The 16,559-nt window shown below is 71.3% G+C and carries 12 protein-coding genes; 8 read left to right on the forward strand and 4 right to left on the reverse strand.

Going from position 1 to position 16,559, the window contains the following annotated elements:
* The first annotated feature begins 128 nt into the window (after positions 1-128).
* Complete coding sequence (locus tag CFW40_RS17230) at positions 129-2,297, forward strand: SpoIIE family protein phosphatase (RefSeq protein WP_088798736.1); 2,169 nt, start codon at positions 129-131, stop codon at positions 2,295-2,297.
* Here CFW40_RS17230 and CFW40_RS17235 read toward each other — a convergent pair.
* The 3 genes from CFW40_RS17235 to CFW40_RS17245 all read right to left on the reverse strand — a co-directional run bounded on the left by CFW40_RS17235 (position 2,222) and on the right by CFW40_RS17245 (position 5,113).
* Positions 2,222-3,373 (reverse strand): AI-2E family transporter, encoded by a 1,152-nt coding sequence (locus CFW40_RS17235; protein WP_088798737.1) that lies wholly within the window; start codon positions 3,371-3,373, stop codon positions 2,222-2,224. The genes CFW40_RS17230 and CFW40_RS17235 overlap by 76 nt on opposite strands.
* Positions 3,374-3,471: 98 nt before the next feature.
* A complete protein-coding gene (locus CFW40_RS17240; RefSeq protein WP_088798738.1) occupies positions 3,472-4,425 on the reverse strand; it encodes a pirin family protein in 954 nt (317 codons plus the stop codon).
* A 211-nt stretch (positions 4,426-4,636) separates the two neighbouring features.
* Positions 4,637-5,113: an SseB family protein gene (locus CFW40_RS17245; protein ID WP_088798739.1), complete on the reverse strand. Its 477-nt coding sequence runs from the start codon at positions 5,111-5,113 to the stop codon at positions 4,637-4,639.
* Positions 5,114-5,277: 164 nt separating this feature from the next.
* On the opposite strand from CFW40_RS17245, the gene CFW40_RS17250 reads away from it, so the two are divergent.
* From CFW40_RS17250 to CFW40_RS17270, 5 genes are all read left to right on the forward strand, one after another.
* Positions 5,278-7,104 carry an acyl-CoA dehydrogenase gene (locus tag CFW40_RS17250; protein WP_088798740.1) on the forward strand — a complete coding sequence of 609 codons (1,827 nt, stop codon included), beginning with the start codon at positions 5,278-5,280 and terminating at the stop codon, positions 7,102-7,104.
* A gap of 347 nt (positions 7,105-7,451) precedes the next feature.
* A complete protein-coding gene (locus CFW40_RS17255; protein ID WP_088798741.1) occupies positions 7,452-8,747 on the forward strand; it encodes a M18 family aminopeptidase in 1,296 nt (431 codons plus the stop codon).
* Position 8,748: 1 nt separating this feature from the next.
* Positions 8,749-10,845: a BTAD domain-containing putative transcriptional regulator gene (locus CFW40_RS17260; protein ID WP_088798742.1), complete on the forward strand. Its 2,097-nt coding sequence runs from the start codon at positions 8,749-8,751 to the stop codon at positions 10,843-10,845.
* A 315-nt stretch (positions 10,846-11,160) separates the two neighbouring features.
* Positions 11,161-12,015: a DUF4232 domain-containing protein gene (locus CFW40_RS17265; RefSeq protein WP_088798743.1), complete on the forward strand. Its 855-nt coding sequence runs from the start codon at positions 11,161-11,163 to the stop codon at positions 12,013-12,015.
* A gap of 326 nt (positions 12,016-12,341) precedes the next feature.
* Positions 12,342-13,010 (forward strand): DUF4232 domain-containing protein, encoded by a 669-nt coding sequence (locus tag CFW40_RS17270; protein ID WP_088798744.1) that lies wholly within the window; start codon positions 12,342-12,344, stop codon positions 13,008-13,010.
* Between the two features lie 69 nt (positions 13,011-13,079).
* Here CFW40_RS17270 and CFW40_RS17275 read toward each other — a convergent pair whose 3' ends face one another.
* Entirely contained in the window at positions 13,080-14,888 is a 1,809-nt protein-coding gene (locus CFW40_RS17275; protein WP_088798745.1) for an NHL domain-containing thioredoxin family protein, read from the reverse strand.
* Positions 14,889-14,952: 64 nt separating this feature from the next.
* On the opposite strand from CFW40_RS17275, the gene CFW40_RS17280 reads away from it, so the two are divergent.
* Both CFW40_RS17280 and CFW40_RS17285 read left to right on the forward strand, forming a co-directional pair.
* Positions 14,953-15,483, forward strand: a complete 531-nt coding sequence (locus CFW40_RS17280) for an LURP-one-related/scramblase family protein (protein WP_088798746.1) — start codon at positions 14,953-14,955, stop codon at positions 15,481-15,483.
* A gap of 146 nt (positions 15,484-15,629) precedes the next feature.
* Complete coding sequence (locus CFW40_RS17285) at positions 15,630-16,454, forward strand: maleylpyruvate isomerase family mycothiol-dependent enzyme (RefSeq protein ID WP_088798747.1); 825 nt, start codon at positions 15,630-15,632, stop codon at positions 16,452-16,454.
* Positions 16,455-16,559: the final 105 nt, after the last annotated feature.

Raw genomic sequence — 16,559 nt, forward strand, 5'->3', positions numbered from 1 at the left:
AGGTTACCGTCCCGGCCCGCACGTCTTCGTTGACATATACGCATCAGCGGAGCGGGGTGTCTCCATTGGGACGATGGTCACGTCCGGATCGCTGGCCCGGTCCCGCTAAACACACATAAAGTGAGGCAATGCGCACCGAGGATCTCCTGGCCGCCATCGCGACCGGCCTGTGGCGCTGGGACAACGCGGCGGGACGGGTGACCCTCGACTCCGAAGCGGCCCGGCTGCTCGGGCTGCCCGCCGCCCCGGTGGAGCTGACCGAGGCCGCGGTGCGCTCCCGTTTTCATCCCGTCGACTTCGCCGAGATCAACGGGATCGTGCAGCTCGCGCTCGCCGAGAAGACGCTCGCCGAGGCCCGGCTGCGCATCGTGGACGAGCGCGGACGGGTGCAGCGCATCGTCCGCTCCCGCTCCCGCCCCCGCATCGTCGACGGCGGCTTCGAGCTGGTCGGCACTCTTCAGGAGGTGCCCGAGCCGCAGCCCGGTACCTCCGCCGCGCACACCCCGATCACCGGCGACTGGCGCCGCTCACGCGAGGCGTTCCTGCTGGACGCGGGCCGGGGGCTGGCCGAGGCGCGGTCCACCGCCGAGGTGCTGCGGGTCGCGGCCGGACTGTCCATGCCCGGGTTCATGCCGGACGGGCTGGCGGTCTTCGGTATCGAGGGCGACCGGCTGTCGGTCATCGGCCATCACGGCCACCACGGCGACGACGAGCGGCCGTTCGTCGCCATGACGCTGGAGACCGACTATCCGGCCGCCGAGGTCATCCGTACCGGCCGGGCCATCTATCTGCCCACGCCCGAGGAGTACAGCCGCCGTTACCCCGGCACCTGGCCGCTGGCCGCCCGCTTCCGCCGGACGTCCTGGGCGTTCCTGCCGCTGGTGAACGCGGGCCGGACGATCGGCGCCTGGATGGCGGCGTTCGCCCAGCCGGTGGCGTTCACGCCCGATGAGCGCTCGGTGCTGACCACCGTCGCCCGGATGCTGGCACAGGCGCTGGCCAGGGCCGGTATGCAGGAGGAGCAGCAGGAGCTGGCACTGGGGCTGCAGCGCAGCATGATGCCCACGGTGCAGCCGGACATCCCGGGGATGACGGTCGCGGCCCGCTATGTCCCGACCGGCGGCGGGCTGACGGTCGGCGGCGACTGGTACGACATGATCCCGCTGCCGTCCGGCCGGATCGCGCTGGTCATCGGGGATGTCCAGGGGCACGACGTACGGGCGGCGGGCCTGATGGGGCAGCTGCGGATCGCACTGCGGGCCTACGCCTCCGAGGGCCACCACCCCGATGCGGTGCTCTCCCGCGCCTCCCGGTTCCTGGCCGGGATCAACGAGACCGAACTCCGCGGCCACGGCGAGGACCAGCGCTTTGCGACCTGCCTCTATATCGAGGTGGACCCGGCGACGGGGCTGCTGGACATCGCACGGGCCGGCCACCCCGACCCGGCGATCCGGATGAGCGACGGCACGGTGCTGGTCCGGCCCACCGCGGGCGGGCTGCCGCTGGGCATCGTCCCGGACGCCGACTACCCGACCACCCGGCTCGTCCTGGAGCCCGGCGAGACCATGATGGTGTGCACCGACGGGCTGATCGAGACCGGCGGCCACGATCTGGAGACCGGCCGGGAGCGGCTGCGCGACATCATCGAGGCGCATCAGCCCGGCGGGGACGGCGAGAGCCTGGAGCGGCTGGCCGACGCCCTGGTCCAGGCCGTGCACGGCCCGTCCTCGCACCACACCACCGGGCCGCTGGCGGACCGCCGCGAGGACGACATCGCCGTGCTCCTGCTGTGCCGCGAAGCCGCCGGCTGCGGGGTCGGGACCGGCGGCCTGTTCGCGCCGCAGCCCATACGGCGCACGGTGCTCTCCGTCGCGCAGGCCGAGCCGGAGCGGATAGCCGAGGCGCGCCGTCAGGTCCGTGACGTGCTGCACGACTGGGCCGACCCGGACCAGGTGGACTCGGCGGTGCTGATGGTCTCCGAGATGGTCACCAACGTCCTGCTGCACACCGACGGAGAGGCGCTGCTGGTCGCCGAGATCACCGGTGAGCGGGGCGCCCGGCGCATCCGCGTCGATGTCGCCGACAGCAGCGATGAGCTGCCGCACCGCCGCAGCCCCGGCGAACTGGCGTCGTCGGGGCGCGGTCTGATGCTGCTGGAACTGCTGGCCGGCTCCTGGGGCGTGGACCCGCGCGGGGACGGCAAGTCGACGTGGTTCGAGCTCTACGAGGACGCGGGGGACGCGGCGGGTCCGGTGTCACCTGAGTCCGGGCCCGCGGAGTCCGGTCCCGCGGCGTAGTGCTCCCGCAGCTCGTGGAGGATGCCGGTGACGGCGGCGGTCAGCGGTACGGACAGCAGCATGCCGAGGATCCCGGCGACGCTGGCGCCCGCGGTGATCGCCAGCAGCACCGTCGCCGGATGCATTTTGACCGTCCGGCTCTGGATCATCGGCTGCAGTACATGCCCCTCCAGCACCTGCACGGCCAGGACGACGCCGAGCGCCCAGAGCGCGATCACGAAGCCGCGGTCGGCCAGCGCCACCAGGATCGCCACGGCGCCGGAGATGAAGGCGCCGAGGTAGGGGATATAGGCGCCGACGAAGACCAGCGCACCCAGCCCGACGGCGCCCGGCACCCGGAGGATCAGCAGTCCGACGGTGATGCAGACGGCGTCGATCAGGGCGATGAAGGTGGTACCCCGCATAAAGCCTTCGATGGACTGGAAGCCGCGGCGGGCCATCTTCTCCAGTTGCGGTGCGGAGCTGCCGGGCGCCCAGTGGTGCAAGGTGCGGACGGCCTTGTCCGCGTCCCGCAGGAAGAAGAAGGTCAGCAGCAGGGCCAGGACCGAGGCGGCGAGGAACTGGCCGACCGCGCTGACACCGGTCAGCAGCCCCGAGGCCGCGGTGCCGCCGAACTTGGTCACCAGCTCCTTGGAACGGGAGGCGAGATCGTCGAGCGAGGTACCGGCCGCACCGAAGTGCTGGGAGAGGTCCTTGGCGGCTTGCCTGAGCGAGGAGATGATCTGGTCACCGGTGTCGACCAGCGCGCTGACGACGATGTATCCGGCGCCACCGACCACCACCAAAAGGACCGCACAGGTCAGTCCGGCGGCCAGTGAGCGGTTGAGCTTCATCGCCACCAGCCGCCGGTGGAGCGGTCCGAGCAGCCCGCTGCCGAGCAGCGCCAGCAGTACGGGCGTGACTGCCGCGCTCAGTTCGATGCACAGCCACACCACGAGGGCCGCCACGGCCGCGAGCAACAGCGCCACCAGGCACCAGGCCGCGGCACGGCGGGCCTGGACCGGCAGCAACGGCGGTGAGGACCGTGGCCGTTCACGTCCGGCGCCGGGCCCGTTTTCCTCCGAGTCGTTTTGCACCTCACCAGTCCACCACGGCCACAGGCCCGGACCCGGTCGCCGAAACGGGTCAGGGGCGGCGTTTCACGTGAAACGCCGCCCCTGCTGCCGACCGGGCGTCAGTGCCCGTCGGCGGGGATCGTCCCGAGCCGGCCGGCCTGGAAGTCCTCGAAGGCCTGCGCCAGTTCGGCGTGGGTGTTCATCACGAACGGGCCGTAATGCATCATCGGCTCGCGGATCGGCAGCCCACCGAGCAGCACCACCTCGAAGTTCGGACTGCGCGACTCCTGGGACTCGTCCGCCCGGATCGTGAGCGAGTCGCCGGCACCGAACACGACCGACTGCCCCATACGGAACGGGCGCCCCTCCGCACCGGCCGAGCCGCGTCCGGCCAGGGCGTAGGCGAGGGCGTTGAAGTCCTTGCGCCAGGGGAGGGTCAGCTCCGCGCCCGGGTTCACCGTCACATGCATCATCGTGATCGGCGTATGGGTGATGCCCGGCCCGTCGTGTCCGTCGAGGTCACCGGCGATCAGCCGCAGCAGCGCTCCGCCGTCGCCCGAGGTCAGCAGCTTGACCTGGCCGCCGCCGATGTCCTGGTAGCGAGGGGCCATCATCTTGTCGCTCTTCGGCAGGTTCACCCACAGCTGGAGGCCGTGGAAGAGACCGCCGGACATGACCAGCGACTCCGGCGGCGCCTCGATGTGCAGCAGGCCCGAACCGGCCGTCATCCACTGGGTGTCGCCGTCGTTGATGACGCCGCCGCCCCCGTGCGAGTCACGGTGCACGAAGGTGCCGTCGAGCAGATAGGTCACCGTCTCGAAGCCGCGGTGCGGGTGCCAGGGGGTGCCCTTGGCCTCTCCGGGCGCGTACTCCACCTCGCCCATCTGGTCCATCATGATGAACGGGTCGAGGTGCTGGTAGTCGATGCCGGCGAACGCCCGGCGCACCGGGAAGCCCTCGCCCTCGAAGCCGCTCGGAGCGGTGGCAACGGCCAGCACGGGACGGGCGTGCGCCGTGACGGGCGCCGCCACACGCGGCAGGGTCAGCGGGTTCTCTACGGTCACTGCGGGCATGACGGCCTCCTCGGTCGTTCCCCCAACTTAGTTGAATGGTGAACAACCCGCAAGGCGTGCGGTATTCCCGTCCGCATGTGCGCAGGTCAAAGGGGGCGCTCCGGACGGACTCGCCCCGGCTCCGGACACACTTCGGGCCGGCCCCCCTTCCGGGACCGGCCCTCGATGCCGCCGCGACGGCGGCCCTTGACCCGCAGCGCAGCAGGGGCGGTCAGCCGTACATGCGCCGCATCGCGAAGTCGACCATCTGCTCCACGGCCTTCGCGTCGAAGACCATCCGGTGATCACCCTCCATGTCTAGGACGAACCCGTAGCCGGTCGGCAGCAGGTCCAGCACCTCGGCGCCGGTGATCACGAAGTACTTCGACTCCTTGCCCGCGTACCGCCGCAGCTCCTTGAGGGAGGTGAACATCGGGATCACCGGCTGCTGGGTGTTGTGCAGCGCCAGGAAGCCGGGGTTGTCACCGCGCGGGCAGTAGATCTTGGACGTGGAGAAGATGCCCTGGAAGTCCTCGGCCGACATCGAGCCGGTGGTGAAGGCACGCACCGCATCGGCGAGCGAGGGCGGGGACGGCTCGGGATACAGCGGCGCCTCGCCGTAGCCCCCTTGGGGCGCTTGCTGCGGCGGGGGCGGCGGCGCTCCGTAGTGCTGCTGCCCGGCACCCGCGTTCTGGTCGTAGCCGTACATGCGCCACAGCGTACTGAGTCGGCGATTCGCCGGGGGACGCTCGTCACAGATGGGCGGTAGGGGTTGATTCTTATTACCGGTGGGTAGCATCATCGTAGGCACTTGCTACTTGCTGGTATTTGCGTTTGAGGTCCTCCCTCCCGAACCCTTACGGAGCCGTATCCATGGGGCACTACAAGTCGAATCTCCGCGACATCGAGTTCAACCTCTTCGAGGTGCTCGGCCGTGACAGCGTGTACGGCACCGGACCGTTCGCGGAGATGGATGTCGACACCGCCAAGAGCGTGCTGGCCGAGATCACCCGGCTGTCCGAGAACGAGCTGGCCGAGTCGTTCGCCGACGCCGACCGCAACCCGCCGGTCTTCGACCCGGACACCAACACCGCGCCGGTCCCGGACACGTTCAAGAAGAGCTACCAGGCCTTCATGGACGCCGAGTGGTGGCGTCTGGGCATCCCGGAGGAGCTCGGCGGCACCACCGCGCCGCGCTCCCTCCTCTGGGGCTTCGCCGAGACGATCCTGGGCGCCAACCCGGCCGTGTGGATGTACGCGTCCGGCCCCGCCTTCGCCGGTGTGCTCTTCGAGGAGGGCACCGAGGAGCAGCACCGCATAGCCCAGCTGATGGTGGACAAGCAGTGGGGCTCCACCATGGTGCTCACCGAGCCGGACGCCGGTTCGGACGTCGGCGCCGGCCGCACCAAGGCCGTGCAGCAGGAGGACGGCACCTGGCACATCGAGGGCGTCAAGCGCTTCATCACCTCCGGTGAGCACGACATGTCCGAGAACATCGTGCACTTCGTCCTCGCTCGCCCCGAAGGTGCCGGTCCGGGCACCAAGGGCCTGTCGCTGTTCATCGTGCCGAAGTACGACTTCGACTGGGAGACCGGCGAGCTGGGCGAGCGCAACGGCGCCTACGCCACCAACGTCGAGCACAAGATGGGCCTGAAGGCCTCCAACACCTGCGAGATGACCTTCGGCGCCAACCACCCGGCCAAGGGCTGGCTGCTCGGCGAGAAGCACGACGGCATCCGCCAGATGTTCAAGATCATCGAGTTCGCCCGGATGATGGTCGGCACGAAGGCCATCGCCACCCTCTCCACCGGCTACCTCAACGCGCTGGAGTACGCCAAGGAGCGCGTGCAGGGCCCGGACCTGGCCGCCTTCACGGACAAGACCGCGCCGCGCGTCACGATCACCCACCACCCCGATGTGCGCCGCTCGCTGATGACGCAGAAGGCGTACGCCGAGGGCATGCGCGCCCTGGTGCTCTACACCGCCACGGTCCAGGACGAGATCATCGTCAAGGAGGCCGCGGGCGAGGACGCGAGCGCCGCGATCCGCCTCAACGACCTGCTGCTGCCGATCGTCAAGGGCTACGGTTCGGAGAAGTCCTACGAGCAGCTGGCGCAGTCGCTGCAGACCTTCGGCGGCTCCGGGTACCTGCAGGAGTACCCGATCGAGCAGTACATCCGTGACGCCAAGATCGACACCCTCTACGAGGGCACCACCGCGATCCAGGGCCAGGACTTCTTCTTCCGGAAGATCGTCCGCGACCAGGGCCAGGCGCTCACCGCCCTCTCCGACGAGATCAAGAAGTTCCTCGCGGACAACATCGGCGGCGAGGAGCTGGAGCAGGCCCGCGGCGAGCTGGCCAAGGCGGCCGCCGACCTGGAGGCGATCGTCGGCGCCATGCTGACCGACCTCGCGGCCACCGAGAAGGACGTCAAGTCCATCTACAAGGTCGGCCTGAACACCACCCGCGTGCTGATGGCCTCCGGTGACGTCGTCATCGGCTACCTCCTGCTCAAGGGTGCGGCCGTGGCCGCAGAGAAGCTGGCCGGGGCCTCGGCGAAGGACAAGGCCTTCTACACCGGCAAGATCGCCGCGGCGAAGTTCTTCGCGCACAACGTCCTGCCGGGCGTCGGCGTCCAGCGCGGGCTGGCCGAGACCGTCGACCAGTCGCTGATGGAGCTCGACGAGGCCGCGTTCTAGGAGCGCCTTGCGCGGCCCTGCTGCGACGGCGGGTCTCTCAGGAAACTCTCAGACGGGCCGTCCAGACTGATGGCGCCCGCCTCTCTTCCCCCGGAGAGGCGGGCTTCGTCATGTCCGGCAGGCGGCGGGGCCGGCCGCCGGGGCCTCCGGGGCAGCTGCGGGACGCGCGGGCAAGGCGCGGCGTACGCACGGGCAGTACGCGGCGTGCGCCGGACCATCGCCCCGGAGCCCGGAATCCCCTGCTCCGGAGGCTTCCGGGCCCGAATACTGAAATCCTGGCCGGAAGGGAGCGGAGTCACCATGCATGCACGCGGGGAATGCGGGGTCCGGCTCCTTATGCTGAATCCATGACCAACTCCGTCCGCTTCGATCGCGGCCACACCGACGACCTGATGTCCTTCCTCGCCGCCAGTCCGTCGCCCTACCACGCAGTGGCAAATGCGGCGGAGCGGCTGGAAAAGGCCGGGTTCCGGCAGGTCGCCGAGGTCGACGAATGGGACGGCGGAACCGGCGGGAAGTTTGTGCTGCGCGGCGGCGCGATCATCGCCTGGTACGTGCCCGAGGGCGCAAGCCCCTCGACTTCGTACCGTATTGTCGGTGCTCACACAGACTCTCCCAATTTGCGCGTCAAACCGATTCCGGACACCGGCTCGCGCGGCTGGCGGCAGATCGCCGTCGAGATCTACGGCGGCACGCTGCTCAACACCTGGCTCGACCGCGACCTGGGGCTGAGCGGGCGGGTGACGCTCGCTGACGGCAGTCACCGGCTCGTCCACGTCGACCGGGCGCTGCTGAGAGTGCCCCAGCTGGCCGTGCACCTCGACCGCTCGGTGAACGCCGACGGCCTGAAGCTCGACAAGCAACGCCATATGACGCCGATCTGGGGCCTGGGCGAGGTCGCCGAGGGAGACCTGATCGCCTTCGTCGCCGAGGAGACCGGCATACCGGCCGACGACATCAAGGGCTGGGACCTGATGGTGCACAGCATCGAGGCGCCCGCCTACCTGGGCCGCGACCGCGAGCTGGTGGCCGGGCCACGGATGGACAACCTGCTGTCGGTCCACGCCGGTACGGCCGCGCTCACCGCGGCGGCGGCCGCCGGCAGCGCGCTGACCAGCATTCCGGTACTGGCTGCTTTCGACCACGAGGAGAACGGCAGCCAGTCCGACACCGGCGCGGACGGACCGCTGCTCGGCACGGTCCTGGAGCGCTCGGTGTTCGCCCGCGGCGGCTCGTACGAGGACCGGGCGCGGGCCTTCGCCGGCACCGTCTGCCTGTCGTCCGACACCGGGCACGCCGTCCACCCCAACTACAGCGAACGGCATGAGCCCGGGCACCACCCGATGCCCAACGGCGGGCCGATCCTCAAGGTCAACGTCAACCAGCGCTATGCCACGGACGGCAGCGGACGGGCCGTTTTCGCGGCGGCCTGCGAGCGGGCCGGCGTGCCGTGGCAGAGCTTTGTGTCCAACAACTCGATGCCGTGCGGCACCACCATCGGGCCGATCACCGCGGCCCGGCACGGCATCGCCACGGTCGACATCGGCGTGGCGATCCTGTCCATGCACTCGGCGCGTGAACTGTGCGGCTCCGAGGACCCGTATCTGCTGGCGAACGCCCTGACGGCCTTCCTGGAGGGCTGAGTTGGAATTCTCACTGCTCGGTCCGATCTCCGTGACGACCGGCTCCGCGGAGCTGTCGCTCGGACCCGCCAAACGGCGCAGTGTGCTTGCGCTGCTGTTGCTGCAGCCCAACACCACCGTCCCGCTGGAGCAGTTGATCGACTCCCTGTGGGAGGACGAGCCCCCCGAACACTCCCGCACCGTCGTCCAGGGGCATGTCTCGCGGCTGCGCGCCACGCTCGCCGAGGGCGGCGCGGAGGCGTACGGCATCGAGCTGACCACCCATGGGTCCGCCTATCTGCTGCGCCTGCCGGAGGAGTTGATCGACGCCCACCGCTTCGGTGAACTGGTGGCTCTGGCGCGCCCCGAGGCGGCGCCGGGCGACGCCGTACCGCTGCTGCGGGAGGCGCTGGGCCTGTGGCGCGGCCCCGCGCTGACCGGCACGGTCACCAGTCCGCCGTTCGCGGCCGCCGCGCATGCGCTGGAGGAGCGCCGGCTGACGGCCGTGGAGGCGCTGGGGCGGGCGCACGGCGCCCTCGGCGAGCACGAACAGGCCGCCGCCGTCCTCTACTCCGCCGCCGTCAACCATCCCTTGCGGGAGGGGCTGATCGCCGGGCTGATGCGGGCGCTGTTCCATACGGGGCGGCAGTCCGATGCGCTGGAGTGGTTCCACCGCACCCGCCGGCTGCTCAACGAGGAGCTGGGTGTCGATCCCGGCGAGCGGCTGCGGAACGCGTACGAGGAGATTCTGCGCGCGGAGGCGGCCGGCGCGAGCCGGCAGGGCGCGGCGAAGCCCGGGGCACCCGGCGCGGGCTCCGCGCCGGGCGGGGCGCCGTCCGGAGGGGCTGGTTCCGGGGAGGCTTCCGGAGGCGGCCGTACCGGTGCTCCGGCAGCGGGCCGCTCCACAACGGGCGGCGGGGCGCGTCCCGTTGGCCGTGAGGGGCAGGCGCCCGCCCAGGGGGTCGCCGACCGGAGTGCGGCGGACGGCGGTCCCCAGGCGCCGGGTACCGGCCGGACGCAGTCCGGCACCACGGCCGGCGGGCGTGACGGGTCCGGCTCCGGGCGGGGCGGCGCGGCACCGCGGCTGCTGCCCCGTCCGCCCGCCCGCTTCCTGGGCCGGGAGGACCAGCTGGCCGCACTCACCGCGGTGCTGACGGACCGTACGACGGGCGAGAGCCCGCTCGCGGTGGTGGCGGGGCCGGCCGGCGTGGGCAAGACCGCCTGCGCCGTGCAGTGGGCGCATCTGTACGCCGGGGCCTTCCCCGACGGGCAGCTCTTCGCCGATCTGCGCGGCTTCGGCGAGGGCGACGAGGCGCCCCCGGCCGAGATCCTGCGCGACTTCCTGCTGGCGCTGGGCACTCCTTTGGAGCGCGTACCCGGTTCGGCGCAGGCCGCATCGGCGCTGTTCAGGTCGCTGGTCGCGGAGCGCCGGATGCTGGTGGTCCTCGACAACGCCAGCAGCTCGGCGCAGGTACGGCCGCTGCTGCCCGGTGGCCCGCACTGCGCCACGGTCGTCACGAGCCGCAGCCGCCTCGACGGTCTGGTCGCCACCGACTGCGCCCGGCCGGTCGGCATCCAGACGCTCGGCCACGAGGAGGGCGCGGCGCTGCTCGGCGCCATGCTCGGCCCGGAGCGGGTCGCCGAGGACCCGGCCGCCGCGCGGGAACTGGTCGACCTGTGCGACGGTCTGCCGCTGGCGCTGCGGGCCGCGGCCGCCCAGCTCACCGCCCGGCCGCGCTGGCGGCTGGCCCGGCTGGCGGCGGCGCTGCGCGACGAACGGCGGCGGCTGGCGCTGCTGTCGGCCGAGGACACCGGTATCGCGGCGGCGCTGCGGATGTCCGTCGCCCGGCTGTCGGCGGACGACGCACGGCTGCTCAGCGCGCTGGCGACCAGCGCGGACGGCCACCTCAACGCCTCGTTGGCGGCGGCGCTCGCCGGGTACGACCCGGAGCGCACCCAGGACGGTCTGGACCGGCTCGCGGAGATGCATCTGGTGGACGAAGAAGCCACCGACGTCTACACGATCAGCACGCTGACGCAGCTGTTCGCGCGGGACGACCGCGGTGAAGGCGGCGAAGGGGGCGAAGGCGGCGAGGGGAAGCACGAACGGAACAGGTGACGCGTGCAAGGGGAACGACGGCCCCGGCGGCTGAGCTGCGGCCGTCGCTCCCCCGGCCCCGGGGACGGCCTGGCCTGGAACGGCGCGGACGGCCGGACGGCGCGGACGGCCGGGACGGCGCGCATGGCCGGGACGGCGCGCACGGCCGGGGCAGCTCGGGCGGTCGGAACGGCCCGGGCGCGGAAACGTTAGGCGCACGTTAGTGGCACGGCAGCGGCGGGCGGCAATCTGGTGTTCAGGCCGCTGGAGAGAGTCGGCCAGACCGCAGGACGTACCGCCGGGGCGGTGCGGACCACCGACCGGGGGAGACCGGACATGCCGCGCAGCCACGCCCGATCCGAAGCCGCCGGCGATGCCGGCACCCGGACCGTCACCGTTGCCTCTCGTGGGTCCCGTACCGTCCGCCGCCGTACGCTGCGGATCGCCGCGGCCGGGCTGACCGCCGCCGCCGCGCTCACCCTCACCGCCTGCGGCGGCCAGGACAACCCGCTCAAGACGAGCGCGGCCAAGCCGTTCAACCCGTCGCCCCAGGTCGCCGCAGCCTCGGCGGGCCAGGGCGAGGAGGCCGGGCAGGGCGGCACCGGGACCGATGGCGGCCGGAGCGAAGGCGGCCGGACGGAGCAGGTTTACGCGGAGCGCGGCGGCAACGGCACCGGAACGGACGCGGGGACAAAGACCACCGGGACGGGCTCGCGCCGCGCGGCCACGTCCCCCAACGCCTCCGCCCGTGTCTCCGCCGTCCGGCACACCGCGTGCGATGCCGCGAAGATCCGGATCGTCGCCGAGCGGCTGACCCGGCCGGTCAACCACCTTCTGCTGAAGGCCACCAACACCTCCGGTGCCGTCTGCGACCTCTATTACTCCCCCTACCTGCGGTTCGACCAGGCGCAGTCCCCGCTCGCCGAACTGCCCGCCAGCAGGCCGCAGTCCGTGGTCACCCTCGCCCCCGGCGAGTCCGGCTACGCCGGCGTGCTGACCTCGTCCGCCGACGGATCCGGCGGCAACGGCCGCACCGTGACCTCGCTGACGGTCAGCCTCCCCGGCCGCGACGGCAAGGGCAGCATCGGCGGCTCGGCGGCGGTGGCGCTCCCCGGCGGCTCGGTGCACCTCGACGACAGCGCGTGGGTGACGTACTGGCAGTCGGACGCGAACGACGCAGCCGCCTGGTGACCCCGGCCCGCTGACCCGGGCCGCGCGACGCGACCGGCGAAGCCCCCTGAACCAGGGCGCCCGCACTCCCCCAGCGGGCGCCCTGTCTCCTGCCCGGACGCTCTCCGGTGCCTGCCCCGGGGTGGCCCCGCGCCGCCCCGGGGCTGCTCTTCATCCCCGGCTACGGGCCGATCTCCGCTGCGTACGAACCATCTGCCCCGCTTTGCTGCCACATCGGCCACGGCCCCGGCGAACCCACCCTGGCGCATCCGCCGGCAATGGATATCGTGGCCGTGCCATGCCAGACGCGCCTCGCTGATTGCAGCACTCCACTGGGGGAACCACCCATGACCGCACGCCGCTCCCGCAGCCGTTCCGCCGCGTACGCCGCACTGGCCCTCGGACTGGCCGGCTCCCTCGCCCTGACCGGCTGCAACAGCCACTCCTCGAAGAAGTCGAAGAAGTCCTCCTTCTCGTCTTCCAAGACTTCCAAGACCTCCAAGACCAAGAAGCGCAGGATCATCGGCGGGAGTGCGGCCGCGGCCGGCGCAGCGGGGACGGCGTCCCGGCGGGTGCCCGACTGCTACCCCAGCACGTACAAGGTCACGTTCTCGCAGCAGACCGGTCCGAAGAGCCATGTGGCGGTGAAGTTCAAGAACTCCACCAGCCACGACTGCAAGCTCTACAACGCCCCGCTGCTGCGCTTCAACAACGCCAAGTCCCCGCTGCCCCTGCTGCAGGGCACGCCCGGCCACTTCGACGGCACCCGCATCACCGTGCCCGCCCACGGTTACGCCTACGCGGTCATCCCGACCAACACCGCAGCCACCAAGGGCACCGAGCAGAAGTCGGTGACCATCGACTTCATGGGCATCTCGGCGAGCTCGGTCACGCACGGTCCGGTCACCGTCAACTTCGCGGAGAAGCGCCTCCACGTCTCCGTCGGCAAGAGCAAGGTCACCAACTGGAGCTCCAGCCTTCACGGGGCTCAGCTGGCGGGCGGCGTCGGGAACTGATCCGCCGACGCACCGGCCCGCCGGCCTGACCCCGTCCCGGGCCCGGCCGACGGGCCCGGGATCCCGCTCCTACCCGGCGTCCAGCCCCGCCAGCACGAGCCCCAGCCGGGCCACCCCGCCCTCGGCGATCTCGACCGGAACGCCCCAGTCCTGCTGGTGCACATGGCAGGCGGGGTACTCGATGTCCGGGGCGTCGTCGCAGGACGCGGCCATCGCCGAGACATGCAGCACCCCCTCGGTCACCCCGTCCGCGAGCACCAGATCCCGCGCGAGGTCGGTGCCCGCGCCCGCACCGTCGGCGAGGAGTTCCGGCGGCGTCGCGCTGACCAGCAGCCGCGTCGAGGGGCCGTAACGGGTGTCGAGCTTCTGACCGGCCGGGGCCTGGAAGACCACCTCCAGGCGCAGCGCGCCCGGGGCGACCTCGGTGGCCGCGCGCTGGGTGCGGTGCGCCACCGAGGCGACGCGGACGGCCTCCTCGGGCAGCCGCAGCCGGGTCAGCCGGTGCCGCGCCGACTCCACCACCACGATGTCGTCGTCGACGAGCACCGCTGCGGACGGCTCGCGCAGATCCGTCGCCAGTGTCGTCACCTCGCCGGTCGCGGGATCGAAGCGGCGCAGTGCGTGGTTGTAGGTGTCCGCGATGGCGACCGAGCCGTCGGGCAGGGCGGTCACGCCCAGCGGGTGCTGGAGCAGCGCCTGGTCCGCTGCGCCGTCGCGGTGCCCGAAGTCGAAGAGGCCGGTGCCGACGGCCGTGTTGATGACATAGCCGTCACCTGGTGCGGAGCGCTCCACCCAGCGGACCGCGCTGGTCTCCGAGTCCGCGATCCACAGCCGGTCACCGGCCGCGGCGAGGCCGGACGGCTGGGCGAACCATGCCTCCGCGGCCGGGCCGTCCACCAGGCCCTCATTGGTCGTGCCGGCCGCGACCTCGACCGTGCCGGCGGCCGGATCCCAGGTCCACAGCTGATGCACCCCGGCCATCGCGATCCACAGCCGGTCCTGCCACCAGGCGAGGTCCCACGGTGAGGAGAGATCCACTTCGCGCGCCGGCCCGGAGGTGGGCGAGCCCTGCCACCACTGCTTGCCGGTGCCGGCCACGGTCTCCAGCGCACCGGATGCCGGGTCGAAGACGCGGAGGGCGTGGTTCACGGTGTCCGCGACGGCCACCCGGCCGTCGGGCAGCAGTGCCAGGCCCTGCGGTTCGTTGAAGGAGTCCGGCGTCAGACCGCGCTCGCCGGTGCCGATCCGCCGCAGCACCCGTTCACCGTCCGCGGCCAGCTCCACCAGCTGGTGCCGGGTGGTGTCCGAGACGAGGAAGCTGCCCCCGGGAAGCCGGACCGCCTTGCCGGGGAAGCGCAGATCGGTGGCGACCGGCTCCGGCGGTACGTAGGGGCCGTCGCCGCGGCGCAGGGTGCCCTTCGCCGCGTGCTCGGCCTCCAGCTCCTCGACCAGCTTCTCGATGGCGTGCGCATGGCCCTCGCCGGCGTGCTGGGCGACGACATACCCCTCGGGGTCGATCACCACGAGCGTCGGCCAGGCCCGTACCGCGTACTGCTTCCACGTGGCGAGCTCCGGGTCGTCGAGGACCGGGTGCTCGACGCCGTAGCGCTCCACGGCGTCCACGACCGCCTGGTGCTCGGCCTCGTGCACGAACTTCGGGGAGTGCACGCCGATGATCACGACGGTGTCGCGGTGCCGCTCCTCCAGCTCCCGCAGCTCGTCCAGGACGTGCAGACAATTCACACAGCAAAAAGTCCAGAAATCCAGAACGACAATGCGTCCCCGCAGGTCAGAGAGGGTCAGATCCTTGTTACCGGTATTCAGCCAGCCACCCTTGCCGATCAGCTCGGGAGCGCGGACGCGTGCACGTGAAGCCATGTGCACATTCAACGTCACTCCGGTGCGTGCACATTCCGCAGGTCCCCGCGGGAACACGTCAGCCATGCAGCAATCCCCCGGGGGGTCACCCCGGCACTCAGGCAAGTACCTGGTGCGCGACCGCATCTTCGGCATCGGCGACGACTACTGGATCGACGACGAGCACGGGCGGCACGCCTTCCTCGTGGACGGGAAGGCGCTGCGGCTGCGGGAGACCTTCGAGCTGAAGAACACCGAGCGGCGGGTGCTGATCACCATCCGCAAGAAGATGCTCAGCCTGCGCGACACCATGACCATCGAGCGGGATGACCAGCCGCTGGCCACGATCAAGCGCAAGCGGCTCTCGCTGCTGCGCAACCACTACCGCGTGGCGCTGGTGGACGGCACCGAGCTGGATGTCAGCGGAAAGATCCTGGACCGGGAGTTCGCGATCGAGTACGACGGCGAACTGCTGGCGGAGATCTCGCGCCGCTGGCTGACCGTGCGCGACACCTATGCCGTCAATGTCGTACGGGACGACGCGGATCCGCCGCTGCTGATCGCCATCGCGGTGTGTGTGGTCCGGCTGGCGGAGCGGGAGCGCGGAGACGACTGAGGAGCGGGCTTCCCGGCCGTACGGCCCTCTGCGGCCCCGCAACATCGGCCTACGATGGTCACCCGAAAGCACTGCCGGGGTGCCCGTGCGCAGCGTAACTTAACTGCACAGACAGCAGCCCGCGTACGAACCGTCCGAGGGGTCCCGTGACCGTCCATCCCAGCCTTCAATCCTCCATCGATGCCTGGACTCACTCCATAGAAGCGATAACCGAGCTGGTCACTCCGCTCGTCGAAGGCGAGTGGAACGGGGCGACGGGCCTGCCAGGATGGTCCGTTCGCGATGTGGTCTCCCATGTCATCGGCCTGGAATGCGAAATGCTGGGTGACCCGCGGCCGATCCATACGCTGCCGCGCGATCTCTACCACGTACGCAGCGAGTCGGCGCGACGCATGGAGGTGCAGGTCGACGTCCGCCGGCACCACACCGCGCCGGAGATGCTGAGCGAACTCGAATACACCGTCATCCGCCGCTCACGGCAGCTGCGCAACGAGTCCCGGCAGCCGGACGCCGTGGTGCGCAGCCCGCTCGGTGAGGACCGTACGCTGGAATTCGTGCTGCAGCAGCGGGCGTTCGATGTCTGGGTCCATGAGCAGGACCTCCGCCGGGCCCTCAAGAAGCCCGGCAATCTCGACTCCCCCGGCGCGCAGGTGACCCGCGATCTGCTGGTGAAGGCGCTGCCCGGCATCGTGGCCAAGAGGGCCCAGGCGCCCGCCGCTTCGGCGGTGGTCTTCGATGTCAGCGGGCCGCTGGAATTCCTGCGCACGGTCCGCCTCGACGCCGAGGGCAATGCCACGATCGACGGCAGTGTCTCGCTCGGCCCGACCGTGACGCTCGCCCTGGACTGGGACACCTTCCACCAGCTGGCCTGCGGCCGGGTCCGCCCGGCGGCCGTCGCCGAACAGATCAAGATCGACGGCGATGAGGAGCTGGCCCAGGCGATCCTGGGCAACTTCGCCATCACGCCGTAGCGGGGCGGGGCCGGTGGGGGGGGACCCCACTCGATGCCCTGACCGTCGGCCGGCCACGAGCAGTTGGCCCCGGAGTGAGCCGTTTCACGTGAAACAGCCCTGTCC

The sequence above is a fragment of the Streptomyces sp. 2114.4 genome, from assembly GCF_900187385.1.
GTDB classification, from domain to species: domain Bacteria; phylum Actinomycetota; class Actinomycetes; order Streptomycetales; family Streptomycetaceae; genus Streptomyces; species Streptomyces mooreae.

What these genes read in the sequence shown, in the direction of transcription:
- CFW40_RS17230 (WP_088798736.1), top strand. Translation starts at nt 129, where the DNA reads ATGCGCACCGAGGATCTCCTGGCCGCCATCGCGACCGGCCTGTGGCGC.
- CFW40_RS17245 (WP_088798739.1), bottom strand. Translation starts at nt 5,113, where the DNA reads ATGTACGGCTACGACCAGAACGCGGGTGCCGGGCAGCAGCACTACGGA.
- CFW40_RS17275 (WP_088798745.1), bottom strand. Translation starts at nt 14,888, where the DNA reads ATGGCTTCACGTGCACGCGTCCGCGCTCCCGAGCTGATCGGCAAGGGT.
- CFW40_RS17270 (WP_088798744.1), top strand. Translation starts at nt 12,342, where the DNA reads ATGACCGCACGCCGCTCCCGCAGCCGTTCCGCCGCGTACGCCGCACTG.
- CFW40_RS17250 (WP_088798740.1), top strand. Translation starts at nt 5,278, where the DNA reads ATGGGGCACTACAAGTCGAATCTCCGCGACATCGAGTTCAACCTCTTC.
- CFW40_RS17265 (WP_088798743.1), top strand. Translation starts at nt 11,161, where the DNA reads ATGCCGCGCAGCCACGCCCGATCCGAAGCCGCCGGCGATGCCGGCACC.
- CFW40_RS17280 (WP_088798746.1), top strand. Translation starts at nt 14,953, where the DNA reads ATGCAGCAATCCCCCGGGGGGTCACCCCGGCACTCAGGCAAGTACCTG.
- CFW40_RS17240 (WP_088798738.1), bottom strand. Translation starts at nt 4,425, where the DNA reads ATGCCCGCAGTGACCGTAGAGAACCCGCTGACCCTGCCGCGTGTGGCG.
- CFW40_RS17255 (WP_088798741.1), top strand. Translation starts at nt 7,452, where the DNA reads ATGACCAACTCCGTCCGCTTCGATCGCGGCCACACCGACGACCTGATG.